Genomic DNA, 17,654 nt, shown 5'->3' on the forward strand with positions numbered 1-17,654 from the left:
GGATTGTTATGGAAAATATAAATATTGAAAAAATTGCCCAGAAATTGGGCCTTAAAGAAAGCCAAGTATCACAGGTCCTAGATCTGACTGCTGAAGGAAATACAATTCCTTTTATTGCTCGTTACCGTAAGGAAATGACAGGAAATCTGGATGAGGTAGAGATTAAGGCAATCATTGACTTAGATAAGAGCATGACTGCTTTGGCAGAGCGTAAAGCAACGGTTTTAGCTAAGATTGAGGAGCAGGGCAAACTTACGGATGCGCTGCGCTCTGAGATTGAGGCTGCTGAAAAGCTAGCAGATGTGGAAGAACTTTATCTTCCTTACAAGGAGAAGCGCCGTACCAAGGCAACTATTGCCCGTGAAGCAGGTCTCTTTCCTTTGGCCCGCTTAATCCTACAGGATGCGGCTAATCTGCTGGAAGAAGCTGAGAAACTTACTAGTGAAGCCTTTCCGGCAGCAGAGGATGCTCTAGCTGGAGCAGTGGATATTCTGACTGAAGCAATTTCTGAAGATACCAAGCTGCGGGCTTGGACCTACCATGAGATGCAGACCAATTCTTCTATCGTATCCAGTCTCAAAGACGGGGATTTGGATGAAAAGCAGGTCTTCCAGATTTATTATGATTTTTCAGAAAAAGTAGCGACCATGCAAGGCTACCGCACCTTGGCTCTTAACCGTGGTGAGAAGCTAGGTATTCTCAAGGTGGGTTTTGAGCACAATCTTGAGAAAATTCTGCGCTTCTTTGAAGTACGCTTCAAGGTGAAAAATGCCTATATTATTGAAGCAGTTCAGCAAGCGGTTAAAAAGAAAATCATTCCAGCTATGGAGCGCCGTATTCGGACCGAGCTGACTGAGGCTGCTGAGGATGGTGCGATTCAGCTCTTCTCAGATAACCTCCGCCAGCTCCTCCTAATTGCTCCTCTCAAAGGTCGCGTAGTACTGGGCTTTGACCCAGCCTTTCGGACAGGAGCCAAGCTGGCTGTTGTTGATGCGACAGGCAAGATGCTGACGACTCATGTCATCTATCCCGTTCCACCAGCAAAGCCAGCTCAGATTGAAGCTGCTAAGAAGGAACTGTCAGAGCTGATTGAGCAGTTTGGCGTGGAAATCATCGCCATCGGAAACGGAACGGCCAGTCGAGAAAGCGAAGCCTTTGTAGCTGAAGTTTTGAAATCCCATCCAAATGTCAGCTATGTTATCGTCAATGAGAGCGGAGCATCTGTCTACTCTGCTAGTGAACTGGCTCGTCATGAGTTTCCAGATTTGACTGTTGAAAAGCGCTCAGCTATTTCCATTGCTCGCCGTCTGCAAGATCCTTTGGCAGAGCTGGTTAAGATTGATCCTAAGTCCATCGGAGTTGGTCAGTACCAGCATGATGTCAGCCAGAAAAAGCTGTCTGAAAGTCTGGACTTTGTCGTTGATACCGTGGTTAACCAAGTCGGGGTCAATATCAACACCGCCAGTCCTGCTCTGCTGGCCCATGTAGCTGGTCTTAATAAAACTATCTCAGAAAATATTGTCAAGTACCGGGAAACGGGAGGCTTGATTCGGTCTCGCGAGGCTATCAAGAAAGTGCCGCGTCTAGGCGCAAAGGCTTTTGAACAGGCGGCCGGCTTCCTGCGTATTCCTGAAAGTGATAACCTGCTAGACAATACAGGTGTTCACCCAGAGTCTTATAAGGCAGTGGAGGAGCTCTTTAAGCGTCTTGAAATTAGCAGTTTGGATGAAGCAGCCCAAGCCAAATTAAAAGCAGTGCAGACTGCTAGTTTGGCTGCAGAGTTAGGCTTGGGAGAAGAAACCCTCAAAGATATTATTGCTGATTTGCTCAAGCCTGGCAGAGATTTGCGAGATTCCTTTGACGCACCAGTTCTGCGGCAAGATGTCTTGGATATCAAGGATCTGCGCATCGGTCAAAAGCTGGAAGGGGTCGTCCGCAATGTCGTTGATTTCGGAGCCTTTGTGGATATCGGTATCCACGAAGACGGTCTTATTCATATCTCCAAGCTGAGCACAGACTATATCAAGCATCCTAGTCAGGTCCTATCTGTTGGCGATTTAGTCACAGTCTGGGTAGACAAACTGGATGTGGAGCGGGAGAAGGTTAACCTCTCTCTGATAGCACCAAATGAATCTAACTGATTACGTCAAGCGGGTTTCGCTTGAGGATTTTGGCTGGGAATTCCGCCACCAAGCTTATTGGAACAAGCGTCTCCGCACTACAGGGGGACGCTTCTTTCCTAAAGACGGACATCTGGATTTCAACCCAAAAATCTATGAAACTTTTGGGCTGGAGACCTTTCGAAAAATTGTCCGCCATGAGTTAGCTCACTATCACCTCTATTATCAGGGCAAAGATTACCGTCATGGGGATAGAGATTTTAAAGACCTGCTCAAGCGAGTTGATGGTCTGCGTTACGCCCCCTCATTGTCAGATTCGCAAACCTTTCTCATCTATGAATGCCTGAGCTGCGGAGCACTTATCCGTCGCAGACGCAGAGTCAATCTTCAAAAATACCGGTGCGGACGCTGTATGGGCAAGCTCCGTTTGTCGGAGAACGCTTGATAAACCAGCAAGAGGCTGGGACAAAAGTCCTAGCCTCTCAATTGTCTTTGGATTGTCGAGCAAGACGCAGTGGTTGAGTGGGCTCTACTACGCTGATTTCATCAGCTTTTACAGCCCTACTCAACTGTGCGGAGGTGGGACGACGAAATCGAATTCTAACGAATTACCGATTTCTGTCCCACTCTCTTTTTTAAAAGAATGAATTTTCTAAACTATAATCAGCCTTTGGCCCGATTGTTTTCGCATAAATTATGGTAGAATAAAGTAAATATGATTATTGAGGTCTCTATCATGAACGTGAAATTCTATAAGTTGAAAAAAAATCGGCTGATTTCCGGTGTCTTGTCCGGTCTGTCTGATAAATTTGATTTTGATCTGAGCCTAGTGCGCTTCCTCTTTATTATCTTTACTGTGGTCAATTTCGGCTTGGGAATTCTCATCTATATCCTGCTGGCTATGGTTATGCCCTATAAAGAAGATATAGAAGAGGAAATGTATGGAACTGGCCCACGCAAACGAAAAGAAGCGGAAGCTATCAAAGACGATAAAGACGGCTGGTTTTGGTAATTCTTAATAAGATAGAAAATTTCGGGATGCACTCCCGATTTTTTACTTGACGTAGGGAATGTTTTAGTAAGACATTTCTATGCCGTGATTAATTTTCTGCTTGCTTCTTTTAGATAAACTCTCAAAAAAAAGCAGGCTAGAAAACCAGATAAATCTATACTTAAAAACTCCACCAAAATATTAGTAATTCATCCAAGGAGGAAATATGACAGAAGTTTGGAATGCTTATGACTTAAATCGAAATCAACTCCCTCATCTCCTGGTTCGAGGAGAAAAAATTCCTGAAGGACAGTTTCATCTCTGTGTCAATGTCTTGGTTCGCCATCAGGATGGCGATATTCTCTTTATGCGACGGTCAGCAAATAAAAGTCTTTATCCTGGCTACTATGAGTTCGGAGCGGGAGGCAGTGTGCTGGCAGGAGAGGATAGTCAGACAGCCGCCCTGCGTGAGTTAAAGGAGGAAACTGGCCTGGTTCCTGATAGCATCAGGCTTTTGGAGCAGGTGTGCTCTGTCAAAGATCAGTGCCATTTCGACTATTATGAAGTGCTTGTGTCTGGCGATAAGAGTCAAGTCCGCTATCAGGTAGGTGAAACAGATGCTCATGTCTGGTTGCCTCTGAAAGAGGTCTCGGCCTTTGTAGAAAACCATCCTTGTTTTAAGAACCAAAAGAAAATTCTCAGCAGCCTGATTGATTGATGTTCTGGCTGTTTTTCTATTTTTACTAAAAAGTTGATTTAAATCAAAATATTTTTTCGACCTAAAATTAATCTTAAGGGTTCTTTTGAGGTAAAAATTTGCTATAATAGAGGAAGACAAATTTGAAGGGAGAAGACAATGTCGGTAAAGGTCAAAGACCTCTTAAAAATATCCCGCCTGTCTCAGGAGTACGGAGATAACGTTTTACTGGAGAAGGAAATAAAGACTTCAGATATTTCTCGGCCAGGACTTGAACTGACAGGATATTTTGATTTTTATAAACCTGATCGGATACAGCTGATTGGGATGAAAGAGTGGTCTTATCTGATGAAGATGAGCTCTCATAACCGCCATCAGGTGCTGCTGAAAATGTTCCAGCCTGAGACGCCGGTGATTATCATTGCTCGGAATTTAGAGATTCCTGAAGAAATGATTAGTGCTGCTGATGAGAAGCAGATTGCTATTCTTAGAAGCAAAACCTCTACCAGTCGCTTGTCTGGAAAAATTTCCAGCTACCTTGATTCTCGGCTGGCTGAGAGAACCAGTGTTCATGGTGTTCTGATGGATATCTATGGCATGGGGGTTCTCATCCAAGGGGACAGCGGAATCGGTAAAAGTGAAACAGGGCTTGAGTTGGTTAAGCGTGGCCATCGGTTGGTTGCGGATGACCGAGTGGATATCTATGCCAAGGATGAAATGACACTTTGGGGAGAGCCGGCTGAAATCCTGCGCCACTTATTGGAAATTCGTGGTGTTGGTATCATTGATGTCATGAGCCTATACGGAGCTATTGCTGTCAAAGATTCTTCTCAGGTTCAAATAGCTGTCTATCTGGAAAACTTTGATGTCCATAAGACCTTTGACCGTCTGGGCAATGATACAGAAGAGCTAGAAGTTGCCGGTGTCAGAATTCCGCGTATTCGGATTCCTGTGAAAACTGGTCGAAATATCTCGGTTGTGATTGAGGCTGCAGCAATGAAATATAGGGCTAAGGAAATGGGCTATGATGCTACCAAGATCTTTGAAGAACGCCTCACTGATTTAATTAGACGAAATGAGGTGAAACATGATTGATCCAGTAGCTATTCAACTTGGACCTATCAGTATTCGCTGGTATGCCATCTGTATTGTCACAGGCTTAGTCTTGGCTGTCTATCTTGCCATGAAAGAGGCTCCGCGTCGAAAGATTATTCCTGATGATATTTTGGATTTTATCCTAGTGGCTTTTCCCGTAGCCATCGTGGGTGCCCGACTTTATTACGTTGCCTTCGAATGGGATTATTACGGTAAGAATCTGATAAAAATCATTGATTTTTGGAATGGCGGAATAGCAGGTATTGCTATTTATGGTGGGCTGATAGCTGGTGCTATCGTTCTCTACTTTTTCTGTCGGAGAAGGCTGATTCATCCAGTTGATTTTCTAGATATTGCAGCACCAAGTGTCATGATTGCCCAGAGTATTGGGCGCTGGGGAAATTTTGCCAACCATGAGGCCTATGGTGCGGCAGTTAAGAGTTTGGACTATCTGCCTAGCTTTATTCGTGAGAATATGTATATCGAAGGCAGTTACAGACAGCCAACTTTCCTCTATGAATCTCTATGGAACCTACTTGGTTTTATCTTGATTATTGTTCTCCGCCGTCGGCCTAAGTTGCTGAGGCAGGGAGAAATCGCCGCCTTCTATCTAATCTGGTATGGATTTGGCCGGATGATTATTGAGGGTATGCGGACGGACAGTCTCATGTTTGCTGGTCTGCGTGTTTCCCAATGGCTGTCGCTGATTCTTATTTTTGTCGGAATTGGCATCATCATTTACCAAAGAAAAAAGCAAGCCCCTTATTATCAAGAATAAGAAATGCTTAGAGCCGCTGACTCTTGTAAGAGATGTCTGCAATGAAAGGAGAGAAATATGATAATTGAAATTGCTTATGCTTTACTGGCGATAGCCCTCATTATCTTCGTGATTTACTTGACGATTACTGTCAAAAATCTGGGCGAGAAAGCTGGTAAGATGCTAGATGAAACAGAAAATACCATCAAGGTCTTGACTTCTGATGTCAATGTGACCCTTCACCAAACCAATGATTTACTGGCCAAGGTCAATGTCTTAACTGACGACATCAATCAAAAAGTCGCAACCATTGATCCTTTGTTTACAGCTGTTGCGGACCTGTCTGAGTCCGTTTCAGATTTAAACGTTCAAGCGCGTACGCTGAGTAAAAAAGCGGTGTCTGCTGGTAAGGGAACCGTCAAAACTACAGCTGGCTTATCTGCTTTGCGTTTTGCTTCAAAATTGTTTAAAAAATAAGAAAGAAGGTTTACCATGGGAAAATTTTCATCACTGTTATTGGGTGCCATTACGGGTGCTGCTGCTGCCTATTTCCTGACCAGTAAGAAAGGAAAGGAAACGACAGACAAGGTTCGGGAGTTTGTTAAGGATTACCAAGAAAATCCTGACGATATCCATGAATCTGTGGTTCAGTCTGCTAAAGACTTTTCAAATCAAGCTGTCAGTGCTATTCAACAAACCAAAGAAAAGGTTGAGAAAGGCGAGATTACAACTGAAACAGTCATCGAATCTGTCAAAGAAACGACAAAATCAGTCGTAGACTACTCACAAGATAAGTTTAACGAAATCAAAGAAAAATTTGATAAAGAAGAAAGCAACTTTGCAGAGGAAGAGCCTGTAATCTTCCAAGAGGAAGAAGAGGAACCTTCAGAAGAAATCATCATTGACTTCGGAGCAGAAGCGACAGAAGGTCAAGAAGAAAAGACTGCTGAAACTGATAATCAAGAAGAGAAATAAAACAAAGAAGCCTAGCAAAATTGCCAGGCTTCTTTGTTTGCTAGAATGAAAAAACCGAGGACATAAGGCATCTTCGGTTTTTTCTTATATTTTAAAATCGTAGAATCACAAGGTTGGTTTATTTGCTAGTTTGGCGTTTCTTTGCGAACAAGCGATAAGACTGGATGCTAATCAAGCTGGAAGCGATGGCCAAAGCGAAGGACATAAATGTATTCATTTTCAAGCTCAAAAATATAAAGCTAAACAAAACTGTCAAGACACAGAAAACAGCAATATTCAAGAAGAAAAAGAGTTCGCTTAATCTTGGTGATGTTTCCGCTTCAGGCAAGTACTCTTGATAGAGTGGTGTTTGTTCAGATTCAATTTCTTGGTAGTAGTAGTCAGTTGGGTCATCATATTGTTGGTATTTTCTTACGTGCATAATTCTCTCTCCTTACAGTACCCTCTAATTCTACCATTTTTTTGCAGGTCAAAATATTACAAAAACATTACAAAACGAATAAATTCGAATGAAAAACCACTCCTTTATATTTTTTTGCTATAATGGTTTTATGAAAAAGATAATTATTACAGCAACAGCTGAAAGTATAGAGCAAGTTGAGGAACTTTTGGAGGCAAATGTCGATCGAATTTATGTTGGCGAGAAAAATTATGGCCTTCGTTTACCTCATAATTTTAGTTTAGACGAATTAACTCGAATTTCTGAATTAGTTCATCAATCAGGAAAAGAGTTAACCGTTGCGGTGAATGCTCTCATGCATCAAGAAATGATGGATAAGATCAAGCCCTATCTTGATTTCCTCCAGGAAATTGGGGCAGATTATATTACCGTTGGAGACGCTGGTGTTTTCTATGTGTTGCAACGCGATGGCTACAAATTAAAAACCATTTACGACGCTTCGACCATGGTTACCAGCAGCCGTCAGATTAACTTTTGGGCTAAGAACGCTGGTGTGTCAGAAGCTGTCTTGGCGCGTGAGATTCCTTCTGCTGAGCTTTTTAAGATGCCAGAGATTTTGGAAATTCCTGCTGAAGTCTTGGTTTACGGGGCCAGTGTTATCCATCACTCCAAGCGTCCTCTCTTGCAAAATTACTACAACTTTACTCATATCGATGATGAAAAGACGCGGGAGCGGGATCTCTTTTTGGCGGAACCTAGTGACCCGCAGAGCCATTACTCGATTTTTGAGGACAATCATGGTACTCATATTTTTGCCAATAATGACTTGGATTTGATAACCAAGCTAATAGAGTTGGTTGACCATGGATTCTGCCACTGGAAGCTAGAAGGTCTCTACACACCTGGTCATAACTTTGTTGAGATTGCTAAGATTTTTGTAGAGGCAAGGGATTTGATTGAAGCAGGCAAGTTTAGCTCAAATCAAGCCTTTGTGCTGGATGAAATGATTCACAAACTGCATCCGAAAAATCGTTTTCTCGATACAGGATTTTATGACTATGATCCCGATATGGTAAAATAAATATCGAGGCTGGGACTCCTTTTAGGAGTTCTTTTTTGAGAACAAAAATAACATTGATAAATTAGGATAAAAAATAGATGTTTGGTTTTTTGAATTAATTCGAATAATCTAAAAATTAGAATTGTGAAAATAATTCAAAGAACCTTGCTTTTAGGGGCAAATTACTATAAAATAATAAGGATTAGACATCAACACTTTTATATTGCAAATAGGAGAAAATGATGGCAAGAAAGATGAAACGACCAGAGGTGTTATCACCTGCTGGTACTTTGGAAAAGCTAAAAGTAGCTGTTCGATATGGAGCAGATGCTGTTTTTATTGGCGGACAGGCCTATGGTCTGCGCAGTCGGGCTGGGAACTTTACCTTTGAACAGATGGAAGAAGGGGTTCAGTTTGCGGCTCGTTATGGGGCTAAGGTCTATGTCGCGGCCAATATGGTCATGCACGAGGGCAATGAAGAGGGAGCTGGTGAGTGGTTCCGCCGTTTGCGGGATATCAGGATTGCGGCTGTCATTGTTTCAGATCCGGCTTTGATTGCTATTGCAGCATCAGAAGCACCTGGTCTGGAAATCCACCTGTCAACTCAGGCTAGTGCGACCAACTATGAAACGCTGGAATTCTGGAAAAATCTAGGATTGACTCGTGTTGTCCTAGCTCGCGAAGTTTCTATGGCTGAGCTGGCTGAAATTCGCCGACGGACTGACGTTGAAATAGAAGCCTTTGTTCATGGAGCCATGTGTATTTCCTACTCCGGCCGCTGTACGTTATCCAATCACATGAGTATGCGCGATGCCAATCGTGGAGGCTGCTCGCAATCCTGCCGTTGGAAATATGATCTCTACGACATGCCTTTTGGTCAAGAACGTAAGAGCTTGAAGGGGGAAGTTCCAGAAGAATTTTCCATGTCCGCAGTTGATATGTCCATGATTGACCGCATACCAGACATGATTGAAAATGGAGTGGATAGCTTGAAGATTGAGGGACGGATGAAGTCTATTCATTACGTTTCTACGGTGACTAACTGCTATAAAGCAGCAGTGAACGCTTATCTAGAAAGTCCTGAAAAGTTCGAAGCTATCAAGCAGGATTTGGTCGATGAGATGTGGAAAGTTGCTCAACGAGAATTGGCCACAGGATTCTACTATCATACTCCAACTGAGAATGAGCAGCTGTTTGGAGCGCGACGCAAGATTCCAGAATACAAATTTGTAGCAGAAGTAGTAGCCTATGACGCAGACAGTCAGACAGCGACTATTCGTCAGCGAAATGTTATCCATGAAGGAGATCAGGTTGAATTTTACGGACCAGGCTTCCGTCATTTTGAAACCTTTATCACAGACCTTCGAGATGCTGATGGGAACAAAATTGATCGGGCTCCTAATCCGATGGAACTCCTGACCATTCACTTGGAGCAGCCCGTAGAGGCTGGCGATATGGTGAGGGCTCGCAAGGAAGGTTTGATTAATCTTTATAAGGAAGATGGCACTAGCGTGACCGTCCGAGCTTAATCTTATTTTCATAGGTGGCTTTTTAATCTAAAAGCCATTTTTATGAATAGAGGTTTTCAGAGAGGAAATAGCATGATTCAGGTTTACGGAGATATTCTTGATGAGGAGACTCGCTGCCAGCATTATCACAGTGAGAGAGATATCATAGCCCTTAAGTGCTTTGCTTGTCAGAAATACTATCCTTGCTTTCTCTGCCATGACCGCTACGAAGACCATGCTTTTCTGGGCTATCCCATGAGCCGGTCTGAAGATCGAATGGTTCTTTGCGGCCATTGCAGGACGGAGCTGACTATTTCTCAGTATTTTGGCTGTGAGGATGCCTGTCCTATCTGTACTCATCCTTTTAATCCAGGATGCAAGAAGCATCGATCGATTTATTTTCAGACAAACAAATAACTCTTCCACCCAGCTGGATGGAAGAGTTATCTTTTGAAACGACGGTTGGTGATGCGAATGTCTTTCTTTTGGGCTTCACGGATATTATTGGGTACGAGACTGATTCGCTTGATGTCCTGCACGCGGATAATAGTGGTCATACTTTTCTTGAAATTCTTGATAATCAGCTGCAGGCGCTCGCGATCGTATTTGACAATATCGCCGGTGAAGCTTTTATCCAGAAAGATAACGTGGACACCAGATTGTTTTCTCAGAGCTAGTTCAATGGTACGCAGAATGCGGCCGCTGTCCTCTGGTCCTTGCTCATTCTTTTTGCCACTGATAAATTCGTTGGCTCTTTGTAAAATCATTTCGAGATATTTTTTCATAGCTAAAATCTCCATAACTTGTTACAATATATTATATAACAAAATTCCCTAAATTGTAAATTCTTTTACGAATTATTAGTTGGAAAATAAAACAAGAGGTGAAATATGGCTGAATTTACATTCGAAATCGAAGAAAAACTTCTGGTCCTGTCTGAAAATGACAAGGGCTGGACCAAGGAACTCAACCGAGTTAGCTTTAACGGAGCACCAGCTAAGTATGATATTCGGACTTGGAGCCCAGACCACAGCAAGATGGGCAAGGGAATTACACTTTCTAATGAAGAATTTCAAATTCTCGTGGATGCATTTAAAAACTGACAGAGAAAGCTCTATCAGTTTTTTCTATTTCTCTGAAAAGTAGGAATGGAATTTCAGACTCTTAAAAATAGGGATACTGATAATGGTGATGGCAACAATTTTTAGCAAGTCTGGCAGGATAAAAGGAGTAAGGCCAACCGCGATTGATTTAGAGAAATCAAGTCCTCCTAAGAAATGCAGTCCTAGGATACCGCCGACAAAGACGAGAGCGTCACCCAATACATTGGCTATAAAAATCATATAGAAAGGACTGTCCTTATGGGTCAGACTGGATGTCACAAGTGCAAAGAGTAAGTAGAACCAGAGATATCCGGCGCTTGGACCAAAGAGAGCCTGAAAACCACCACTTCCTCCAGCAAAGACCGGCAGGCCAATAGCTCCCAGAAGCAGATAAATAAAGACTGACAAAACCGCTTCGCGAGGTTTGAAAATCGTTGCAATCAAACCGACAGCAAAAGTCTGCAGCGTGATGGGAACGGGGCCAATGGAAATAGTTAATTGGGATAGGACGGCTAGGAAGGCAGCTCCGATAGCTGGGAGGGCAAGAAGAAAAGCTTTGTTCTTGTTCATAAACAGTAAACCTCTTTTTATTTTTATGGTAACTATTTTAAAAGCTAAATAAAAAAAAGTCAAGCCCTTCTTAATCGGACGAGACAATTATTCAGACAGATTTTTATTTTCGTTTCTTGCTTCTGATAAGCAAGACGATGAAGGCGATGAGGCCAAAAATATTAAAGAAAAGGATGCCTAAGGCTGCAAGAAGCTTTTTCGTTTTACTCATCTGTTTTCCTCGTTTCTGGATTGCTTTGTACTATCATATCAAAATTTTCAATGTTTGAATAGGTTTCATTAGAAAAATTAGCTATAGCTTCAAACTATACTATTATCAATAAAAAAGGATTATCTAAAAGAGCTATAAAGAATTGCAGCAGCACACTTTGATTGATATAATAATGCAAAAGTAAATAAGATTTTTTGCTAGAGGTGTGGGTGCGTAATCAACATCTTTCCAAAGCAAGATAGACTAGATTGGAGAAGCATATGACAGATTTACTAAAAATTTATCAGGAACTACAGGCGAAAAAGTGGGTCAACTTGTCCCATCAGATTAAGGAAGACAGTCCGCATTTTCCAGCTCTGCCTGCCTTGGAGAAAAAGGATATTTTCACTTTGAAAGACGGTTTTCATGTTCAGCAGTTTTCTGTAGTTGGCCAGTACGGGACTCATATTGATGCTCCGATTCACTTTGTGGAGGGTGGTCGCTGGTTGGAAGAGATTGAGCTAAAAGATCTTTTCCTGCCTTTGGTGGTTATTGACAAATCAAAAGCAGTAGAAGAGAATCCAGATTTTATTCTGGGCAAGCAGGATATTTTGGACTTTGAAGCGGAGCACGGACAAATTGATCCAGGAACCTTTGTTGCCTTTCGCTCAGACTGGTCCAAGCGTTGGCCAAGTCAATCTGCCATGCGCAATCTGGATGCTCAGGAGATTCAGCATACTCCTGGGTGGGGACAAGATGCTCTTGAGTTTCTAATAAAGGAGCGTGGTGTCAAAGCTGTGGGTCATGAGACGTTTGACACTGATGCGGGTATCCCCACGGCGGAGCATGGACTGCTCAATGAATACTATCTTTTGGAGCAGGACATTTATCAGTTAGAAGTTATGACCAATCTGGATCAATTGCCGGCTAAAGGTGCTCTCATCTCGATTAGCTTTCCCAACTGGCATCAAGCCAGCGGTTCACCAGTGAGGGCTGTAGCTATTTTACCATAATGAAAAAGAGAGTGGGACAGAAATCGGTAATTCGTTAGAATTCGATTTCGTCGTCCCACCTCCGCACAGTTGAGTAGGGCTGTAAAAGCTGATGAAATCAGCGTAGTAGAGCCCACTCAACCACTGCGTCTTGCTCGACAATCCAAAGACAATTGAGAGGCTAGGACTTTTGTCCTAGCCTCTCGTCTCATATAATAACTAATAAATAGATCGCTTTTCATAATCTTTGGAATCTCTTGATGGGCATTTGGCAATTTACCTTTTAAAATAGTGATGCAGTAGTCTATGGTCTGAAAAAAATCTGACTTTCTTTCATTAGACTGATATTTGAAGGAAATGTCAAATGAATCTGAAATAGCTAAAATTTACAATCTTACAAAAATGTAAGAATTGTCTGTAAAATGAAAGATTAGGTTATGGAACGGTCATCATCTTTATTATAAAATGGTAGCAGAAGTCATAAAGAGGCTGGAATACCAAACCTCTTCTGATTTTGAATTTTTATCGCATAGTCACGAACTCTTCGGAGCCAGTTGGGTGAATAGCAACTGTAGCATCAAAGTCAGCTTTGGTAGCGCCCATCTTGACAGCAACAGCAAAGCCTTGAATCATCTCGTCTACTCCGTAACCAATGCCATGCAGGCCAACGACCTTTTCATCCTCACCGGCAGTGATGAGCTTGAACTTGGCTTGTTGGCGGTGCTGGGTAACAGCTGAATACATGGATGTGAAGCTTGATGTGTAAACGTGAATATTTTCTGCTCCGTAAGTCTTGATAGCCTCAACCTCAGTCAGGCCGACTGTCCCAATAGCGGGATGGGAGAAGACGACAGTTGGAATAGTTGAGTAGTCCATTTTAGCATTTGTTTTACCATTGAAAAGACGCTCAGACAGAGTTCGTCCAGCCTTGATAGCAACAGGAGTTAATTCTTTTTCACCTGTTACATCGCCTAGAGCATAGATGCCTGGAACCACAGTGTTTTGGTACTCATCTACAGCGATGAAGCCGCGTTCATTGAGAGTGACGCCAGTTGCTTCCAGATTGAGGTCTTGAACATTTGGCTTACGGCCGATAGCCCAAATAACATGCTGGGCTGTGTGGCTGCTGCCATCTTCAAAATAGAGCTTGAGCTGACCATCAGGAAGTTTTTCCAGCTTTTGCGGAATCTTATGGGTATGAAGCTGTAGTCCAGAGTTCTCCATTTCTTGGAGCAGACCGTCAATCAGATAGCTGTCGAAGTTGCGCAGTGGTCGGTCCTTACGGACAAAAAGATCTGTTTCAACTCCCAGAGCATGGAGCACTCCGGCTAGCTCAACTGCTATATAGCCTGCTCCGACAATGGCAACAGATTCAGGTAACTCTTCCCAAGCAAAGACATCATCGGAATTCTCTCCGTAGCCTGCGCCAGGGATATTTGGAATAGCAGCATGAGCACCCGTTGCGATGACAATATGCTTGGCGCGAATAAGCTCACCGTTGACTTGGACAGTATTTGCATCCACAAAACGGGCACGGCCTTCGATCAGCTCGACACCATTACGCTTGAAGCTACCATCGTAAGATGAACGTGCTCGGTCAATATAAGCTTCGCGATTTTTCCGAAGAGTAGCAAAATCAAAAGCATGATTATCAGAGGTAAATCCGTAGTCTGGTCCATAATGATGGATAGCTTCAGCTATTTGGGCTCCGTACCACATAATCTTCTTTGGGACACAGCCGACATTGACACAGGTGCCACCCAGTTTCTTTTCTTCAATAACGGCAACCTTGGCACCGTATTCGCCGGCCCGATTCATGGTAGCAATTCCCCCGCTGCCACCGCCAATAGCAATCATATCAAATTCTTTCATCTTGTTAGAATCTCCTTCTATTATATGATTTAATTGTACCTTTTTTAGCAGGTGAATGCAAAAATCTGCTACGGATTTGAGCGGAGTGACTATCTGAGATAAAATAGCACCATTTGTGAAAAACTGTAATTTTTTTTTAGAAGAATTATGATAGCCTTGTGATATAATATAACAAAAGATAATCGTTTTCATCAAGAGGAGGAAAAAAGATGAAAAAGTTAAAGAAATGGCAATTATTTAGCATTATTGGAGCTACGATTGCAGTTGTTGCAGGAGCAATTCTCTTCATGTTTCTAAACGGAGGGAATCCTTCTGAGATGCCTGTCGATACGACTCCGCTGGTTCAAAAGGCCAAGGAAGGCTCAGTGGCTTCTTCAGTCTTACTGACAGGAAATGTCACAGCCAGCAACGAGCAGTACATCTACTATGACAGCACTAAGGGTGACTTGGAAAATGTACTGGTCAATGTCGGTGACCAAGTGACTGCCGGTCAAGCGTTGGTAACTTATAAAAGCGCAGAGGCTCAGGCAGCTTATGATGCAGCTGCTCGGGCGGTTAGCAAAGCCGATCGTCAATTGCATGACTTGCAAACCAACGGTGTGACTGTAAATACGACTGGCGACGAAGAAGCAGATGGGGCGTCTGAAGCTCAGGCTCAGCGTTCTGTGGAGTCTCAGGCAGCTGACCTGCGCGATGCTCGAGCTGATGCAGTTGATAATATGAATAAAGCTCAAGCTACTCTCAATGCCTTGACAGTGACCAGCACAGCAGATGGTACGGTCGTAGAAGTCAACCGCGATGTTTCAAAATCAACAACAGGTGCCACTCAAACCTTGGTTCATATCGTCAGCAATGGTAATCTGCAGATTAAGGGTGAATTATCCGAATACAATTTGGCTAACTTGTCTGTCGGCCAAGAAGTGACCATTACATCAAAGGTTTACCCAGACAAGAAATGGACTGGTAAAATCAGCTACATTTCCAACTATCCGAAAGACGGCCAGCAGGCAGCAGCTCAGACATCTGGAACTGGTGGCAGCGGAACAGCTTCAGGTTCTAAATATCCATTTACAATTGACATTACCAGCGAGATTGGTGAGCTCAAGCAAGGATTCTCTGTCAATATTGAAGTTAAAAATAATACTCAGGGACTCATTGTGCCAGTCAGCAGTGTGGTAATGGACGGAGACAAGAACTATGTTTGGGTCCTGGAAAAAGGAGTTGCCAAGAAGACAGAAGTGACGCTCGGAAATGCTGATGCTGAAAATCAAGAAATCTCATCTGGTTTGACAAAGGATAGTAAAGTTATCATCAACCCGACAGATAGCTTGAAAGACGGTCAAGAGGTGAAATCTTATGAAGAAGCTAATTGAGTTAAAAAATATTAATAAGAGCTATCGCAATGGAGACCAGGAACTGCAGGTATTAAAAGACATCAGTCTGGAGGTTGAAGAGGGCGAGTTTGTTGCCATCATGGGACCGTCTGGATCTGGTAAGTCTACTCTGATGAATATCATTGGGATGCTGGATCGTCCGACCACTGGTGAATACCATCTGGGAAGCGAAGAAGTAGCTAAGCTAGGTGATAAGAAGCTGGCCAAGGTCCGAAATAAGCAAATCGGCTTTGTCTTCCAGCAGTTCTTTCTCTTGTCTAAGCTTAATGCCTTGCAAAATGTGGAGTTGCCCTTGATTTATGCAGGTGTCGGTCAGTCTAAACGCAAGTCCTTGGCCGAGCAGTTTCTGACCAAGGTGGAGCTGGACACGCGGATGCATCATCTGCCTTCAGAGCTTTCTGGAGGACAGAAGCAGCGGGTAGCCATTGCGCGTGCTTTGGTCAATAATCCTTCGCTGATTCTGGCTGACGAACCGACGGGGGCCCTGGATACCAAGACTGGCGAGCAGATTATGGAGCTCTTAACTGAGCTCAATCGAGAAGGGAAAACCATTATCATGGTAACCCACGAGCCTGAGATTGCTGCCTATGCCAAACGACAGATCGTCATTCGTGACGGTGTCATCTCATCTGATAGCGCTAAGGAAGGAGGACTAGTCTAATGCAAAACTGGAAATTTGCCATTGGCTCCATTCTTGGACACAAGATGCGGTCTTTCCTGACCATGATTGGGATTATTATCGGAGTGGCTTCGGTTGTGGTTATCATGGCCTTAGGAGATTCCATTACCCGACGGGTCAATGAGAGTTTTACCAAAAGTCAGAAAAACATGCGTCTCGTCTTTTCTCCTAAAAAGAGCAAGGATGGCTCCTACACACAAACGGCTGACCTCTATTCAGTAAATGTGGAAGATGAAAGCGAAGAAGTGGTGGAACCACCCAAGGCCCAGGAAGCCTGGGTTAAGGAATTGACCCATATCAAGGGAGTGGACGGCTACTATGTGACCAACTCAGCTATGGAAACCTTTAGCTACGAAAATAAGCAGGCTGAGCGCGTCAACTTTGTCGGTGCAAACATGACCTATATTCAGGTGAAAAAATACAAAATCATTGCTGGTCGTGCTTTGAGGCAGCAAGACTATCAAGGCTTTGCCAGTGTAGTGCTGCTGGACGAAGATCTGGCTGCGAACCTCTTTTCTTCCGCTGAAGAGGCAATCAATAAAATTGTGACAGTGGGTGCCAGTAACTATCGGGTGATTGGGGTTTATAGAGATCCTGAAACTGCTGCTGCATCTGGCTCCATGCAGGTCTATGGTGGTAATGCCATTACAACTAATACTCTCATAGCTGCCAACTTTGGAGTCGATGAAATTTCAGAGATTGTTCTTCGAGTGAATGATACTAGCTTGGTTCCAGAACTTGGTCCTAAGGTTGCCAAGAAATTAACAGAAATTGCTGGTCTCCAACAGGGAGAATATCAAGTGACAGATGATAGTGCCCTGTATCAGGAAGTGCAAAATATTTATGGTGCCATGACAGGAGTTATCGGTGCCATCGCCGGAATCTCACTCTTTGTTGGTGGTATTGGCGTTATGAATATCATGCTGGTATCGGTCACTGAGCGGACTCGTGAAATCGGACTTCGGAAGGCTCTGGGAGCGACACGTGGCAATATTTTGATGCAATTTTTGATTGAGTCTATGATTTTGACACTGATTGGTGGTTTGATTGGCCTGCTTCTAGCTGCAGGACTTGCGTCTGTGCTAGGCTCAGCCATGAGTCAAATGCTGGAAGGAACACCAGTAACGGTATCCCTACCAGTCAGCATCGTCAGCCTTCTCTTTTCAGCAACCATCGGTGTTCTCTTCGGAATCTTGCCGGCCAATAAAGCCTCTAAACTGGATCCAATTGAAGCACTGAGATATGAATAAC

Annotated in this window: 20 protein-coding genes and 2 pseudogenes; 17 read left to right on the forward strand and 5 right to left on the reverse strand. The window is 43.3% G+C overall.

The genetic code is table 11. The features are described 5' to 3' along the window. The first annotated feature begins 8 nt into the window (after positions 1–8). Positions 9–2,141 carry an RNA-binding transcriptional accessory protein gene (locus tag FFV08_04340; protein ID QLB51947.1) on the forward strand — a complete coding sequence of 711 codons (2,133 nt, stop codon included), beginning with the start codon at positions 9–11 and terminating at the stop codon, positions 2,139–2,141. Continuing rightward, complete coding sequence (locus FFV08_04345; GenBank protein QLB51948.1) at positions 2,128–2,565, forward strand: SprT family protein; 438 nt, start codon at positions 2,128–2,130, stop codon at positions 2,563–2,565. The genes FFV08_04340 and FFV08_04345 overlap by 14 nt, the downstream gene beginning before the upstream one ends. 120 nt (positions 2,566–2,685) lie before the next feature. On the opposite strand, the pseudogene FFV08_04350 reads toward FFV08_04345, so the two are convergent. Then, positions 2,686–2,757 (reverse strand): annotated as a pseudogene (locus tag FFV08_04350) (NUDIX hydrolase). A gap of 78 nt (positions 2,758–2,835) precedes the next feature. On the opposite strand from FFV08_04350, the gene FFV08_04355 reads away from it, so the two are divergent. The 6 genes from FFV08_04355 (at position 2,836) to FFV08_04380 (ending at position 6,635) form a co-directional block, all read left to right on the forward strand. Then, the gene (locus tag FFV08_04355) at positions 2,836–3,132 is read left to right on the forward strand and encodes a PspC domain-containing protein (GenBank protein ID QLB51949.1); all 297 of its coding nucleotides are present in this window, start codon (positions 2,836–2,838) and stop codon (positions 3,130–3,132) included. 205 nt (positions 3,133–3,337) lie between these two features. After that, positions 3,338–3,829, forward strand: coding sequence for an NUDIX domain-containing protein (locus tag FFV08_04360; GenBank protein ID QLB51950.1), 492 nt, complete (start codon positions 3,338–3,340; stop codon positions 3,827–3,829). A 138-nt stretch (positions 3,830–3,967) separates the two neighbouring features. Beyond that, a complete protein-coding gene (locus FFV08_04365) occupies positions 3,968–4,903 on the forward strand; it encodes an HPr kinase/phosphorylase (GenBank protein QLB51951.1) in 936 nt (311 codons plus the stop codon). Beyond that, positions 4,896–5,681 (forward strand): prolipoprotein diacylglyceryl transferase, encoded by a 786-nt coding sequence (locus tag FFV08_04370; protein QLB51952.1) that lies wholly within the window; start codon positions 4,896–4,898, stop codon positions 5,679–5,681. Before FFV08_04365 ends, FFV08_04370 begins: the two co-directional genes overlap by 8 nt. Positions 5,682–5,738: 57 nt before the next feature. Then, complete coding sequence (locus FFV08_04375) at positions 5,739–6,137, forward strand: DUF948 domain-containing protein (GenBank protein QLB51953.1); 399 nt, start codon at positions 5,739–5,741, stop codon at positions 6,135–6,137. A gap of 15 nt (positions 6,138–6,152) precedes the next feature. Beyond that, positions 6,153–6,635, forward strand: coding sequence for a YtxH domain-containing protein (locus FFV08_04380; protein QLB51954.1), 483 nt, complete (start codon positions 6,153–6,155; stop codon positions 6,633–6,635). A gap of 118 nt (positions 6,636–6,753) precedes the next feature. Here the strand turns inward: FFV08_04380 and FFV08_04385 are convergent, their stop codons facing one another. After that, complete coding sequence (locus tag FFV08_04385; GenBank protein QLB51955.1) at positions 6,754–7,056, reverse strand: DUF3270 family protein; 303 nt, start codon at positions 7,054–7,056, stop codon at positions 6,754–6,756. Between the two features lie 88 nt (positions 7,057–7,144). Between FFV08_04385 and FFV08_04390 the strand changes: the two genes are divergently transcribed. The 3 genes from FFV08_04390 to FFV08_04400 all read left to right on the forward strand — a co-directional run bounded on the left by FFV08_04390 (position 7,145) and on the right by FFV08_04400 (position 10,020). After that, the gene (locus tag FFV08_04390; protein QLB51956.1) at positions 7,145–8,116 is read left to right on the forward strand and encodes a U32 family peptidase; all 972 of its coding nucleotides are present in this window, start codon (positions 7,145–7,147) and stop codon (positions 8,114–8,116) included. Positions 8,117–8,337: 221 nt separating this feature from the next. Continuing rightward, a complete protein-coding gene (locus FFV08_04395; protein ID QLB51957.1) occupies positions 8,338–9,624 on the forward strand; it encodes a U32 family peptidase in 1,287 nt (428 codons plus the stop codon). Positions 9,625–9,666: 42 nt separating this feature from the next. Continuing rightward, positions 9,667–10,020, forward strand: coding sequence for a hypothetical protein (locus FFV08_04400; GenBank protein ID QLB51958.1), 354 nt, complete (start codon positions 9,667–9,669; stop codon positions 10,018–10,020). Between the two features lie 26 nt (positions 10,021–10,046). Here FFV08_04400 and FFV08_04405 read toward each other — a convergent pair whose 3' ends face one another. After that, the gene (locus tag FFV08_04405; GenBank protein QLB51959.1) at positions 10,047–10,403 is read right to left on the reverse strand and encodes a hypothetical protein; all 357 of its coding nucleotides are present in this window, start codon (positions 10,401–10,403) and stop codon (positions 10,047–10,049) included. A 90-nt stretch (positions 10,404–10,493) separates the two neighbouring features. Between FFV08_04405 and FFV08_04410 the strand changes: the two genes are divergently transcribed. Then, positions 10,494–10,706, forward strand: coding sequence for a hypothetical protein (locus FFV08_04410; GenBank protein ID QLB51960.1), 213 nt, complete (start codon positions 10,494–10,496; stop codon positions 10,704–10,706). A gap of 24 nt (positions 10,707–10,730) precedes the next feature. Here the strand turns inward: FFV08_04410 and FFV08_04415 are convergent, their stop codons facing one another. After that, positions 10,731–11,276 (reverse strand): biotin transporter BioY, encoded by a 546-nt coding sequence (locus FFV08_04415; protein QLB51961.1) that lies wholly within the window; start codon positions 11,274–11,276, stop codon positions 10,731–10,733. A 471-nt stretch (positions 11,277–11,747) separates the two neighbouring features. Here FFV08_04415 and FFV08_04420 point away from each other — a divergent pair, with 471 nt between their 5' ends. Further along, positions 11,748–12,479: a cyclase family protein gene (locus tag FFV08_04420; GenBank protein ID QLB51962.1), complete on the forward strand. Its 732-nt coding sequence runs from the start codon at positions 11,748–11,750 to the stop codon at positions 12,477–12,479. Next, positions 12,478–12,552 (forward strand): annotated as a pseudogene (locus FFV08_04425) (NUDIX hydrolase). Before FFV08_04420 ends, FFV08_04425 begins: the two are co-directional and overlap by 2 nt. Before the next feature lie 428 nt (positions 12,553–12,980). Here the strand turns inward: FFV08_04425 and gorA are convergent. After that, positions 12,981–14,522: a glutathione-disulfide reductase gene (gorA, locus tag FFV08_04430; GenBank protein QLB51963.1), complete on the reverse strand. Its 1,542-nt coding sequence runs from the start codon at positions 14,520–14,522 to the stop codon at positions 12,981–12,983. A gap of 17 nt (positions 14,523–14,539) precedes the next feature. On the opposite strand from gorA, the gene FFV08_04435 reads away from it, so the two are divergent. The 3 genes from FFV08_04435 to FFV08_04445 are packed head-to-tail and all read left to right on the forward strand — an operon-like array spanning position 14,540 to position 17,653. After that, positions 14,540–15,703, forward strand: coding sequence for an efflux RND transporter periplasmic adaptor subunit (locus tag FFV08_04435; protein QLB51964.1), 1,164 nt, complete (start codon positions 14,540–14,542; stop codon positions 15,701–15,703). Further along, positions 15,687–16,385, forward strand: coding sequence for an ABC transporter ATP-binding protein (locus FFV08_04440; GenBank protein QLB51965.1), 699 nt, complete (start codon positions 15,687–15,689; stop codon positions 16,383–16,385). The genes FFV08_04435 and FFV08_04440 overlap by 17 nt, the downstream gene beginning before the upstream one ends. After that, a complete protein-coding gene (locus FFV08_04445; GenBank protein ID QLB51966.1) occupies positions 16,385–17,653 on the forward strand; it encodes an ABC transporter permease in 1,269 nt (422 codons plus the stop codon). The genes FFV08_04440 and FFV08_04445 overlap by 1 nt, the downstream gene beginning before the upstream one ends. Position 17,654 lies beyond the last annotated feature (1 nt).

Origin of the sequence: Streptococcus sanguinis (genome assembly GCA_013378335.1) — a bacterium.
GTDB lineage: Bacteria > Bacillota > Bacilli > Lactobacillales > Streptococcaceae > Streptococcus > Streptococcus sanguinis_I.

Coding starts and splice junctions, on each gene's coding strand:
- gorA (QLB51963.1), bottom strand. CDS start 14,522: ATGAAAACGATTATCTTTTGTTATATTATATCACAAGGCTATCATAAT.
- FFV08_04435 (QLB51964.1), top strand. CDS start 14,540: ATGAAAAAGTTAAAGAAATGGCAATTATTTAGCATTATTGGAGCTACG.
- FFV08_04390 (QLB51956.1), top strand. CDS start 7,145: ATGAAAAACCACTCCTTTATATTTTTTTGCTATAATGGTTTTATGAAA.
- FFV08_04370 (QLB51952.1), top strand. CDS start 4,896: ATGATTGATCCAGTAGCTATTCAACTTGGACCTATCAGTATTCGCTGG.
- FFV08_04410 (QLB51960.1), top strand. CDS start 10,494: ATGGCTGAATTTACATTCGAAATCGAAGAAAAACTTCTGGTCCTGTCT.
- FFV08_04415 (QLB51961.1), bottom strand. CDS start 11,276: ATGAACAAGAACAAAGCTTTTCTTCTTGCCCTCCCAGCTATCGGAGCT.
- FFV08_04440 (QLB51965.1), top strand. CDS start 15,687: ATGAAGAAGCTAATTGAGTTAAAAAATATTAATAAGAGCTATCGCAAT.
- FFV08_04385 (QLB51955.1), bottom strand. CDS start 7,056: ATGCACGTAAGAAAATACCAACAATATGATGACCCAACTGACTACTAC.
- FFV08_04445 (QLB51966.1), top strand. CDS start 16,385: ATGCAAAACTGGAAATTTGCCATTGGCTCCATTCTTGGACACAAGATG.
- FFV08_04380 (QLB51954.1), top strand. CDS start 6,153: ATGGGAAAATTTTCATCACTGTTATTGGGTGCCATTACGGGTGCTGCT.
- FFV08_04345 (QLB51948.1), top strand. CDS start 2,128: ATGAATCTAACTGATTACGTCAAGCGGGTTTCGCTTGAGGATTTTGGC.
- FFV08_04395 (QLB51957.1), top strand. CDS start 8,338: ATGGCAAGAAAGATGAAACGACCAGAGGTGTTATCACCTGCTGGTACT.
- FFV08_04360 (QLB51950.1), top strand. CDS start 3,338: ATGACAGAAGTTTGGAATGCTTATGACTTAAATCGAAATCAACTCCCT.
- FFV08_04405 (QLB51959.1), bottom strand. CDS start 10,403: ATGGAGATTTTAGCTATGAAAAAATATCTCGAAATGATTTTACAAAGA.
- FFV08_04375 (QLB51953.1), top strand. CDS start 5,739: ATGATAATTGAAATTGCTTATGCTTTACTGGCGATAGCCCTCATTATC.
- FFV08_04420 (QLB51962.1), top strand. CDS start 11,748: ATGACAGATTTACTAAAAATTTATCAGGAACTACAGGCGAAAAAGTGG.
- FFV08_04340 (QLB51947.1), top strand. CDS start 9: ATGGAAAATATAAATATTGAAAAAATTGCCCAGAAATTGGGCCTTAAA.
- FFV08_04365 (QLB51951.1), top strand. CDS start 3,968: ATGTCGGTAAAGGTCAAAGACCTCTTAAAAATATCCCGCCTGTCTCAG.
- FFV08_04355 (QLB51949.1), top strand. CDS start 2,836: ATGATTATTGAGGTCTCTATCATGAACGTGAAATTCTATAAGTTGAAA.
- FFV08_04400 (QLB51958.1), top strand. CDS start 9,667: ATGAATAGAGGTTTTCAGAGAGGAAATAGCATGATTCAGGTTTACGGA.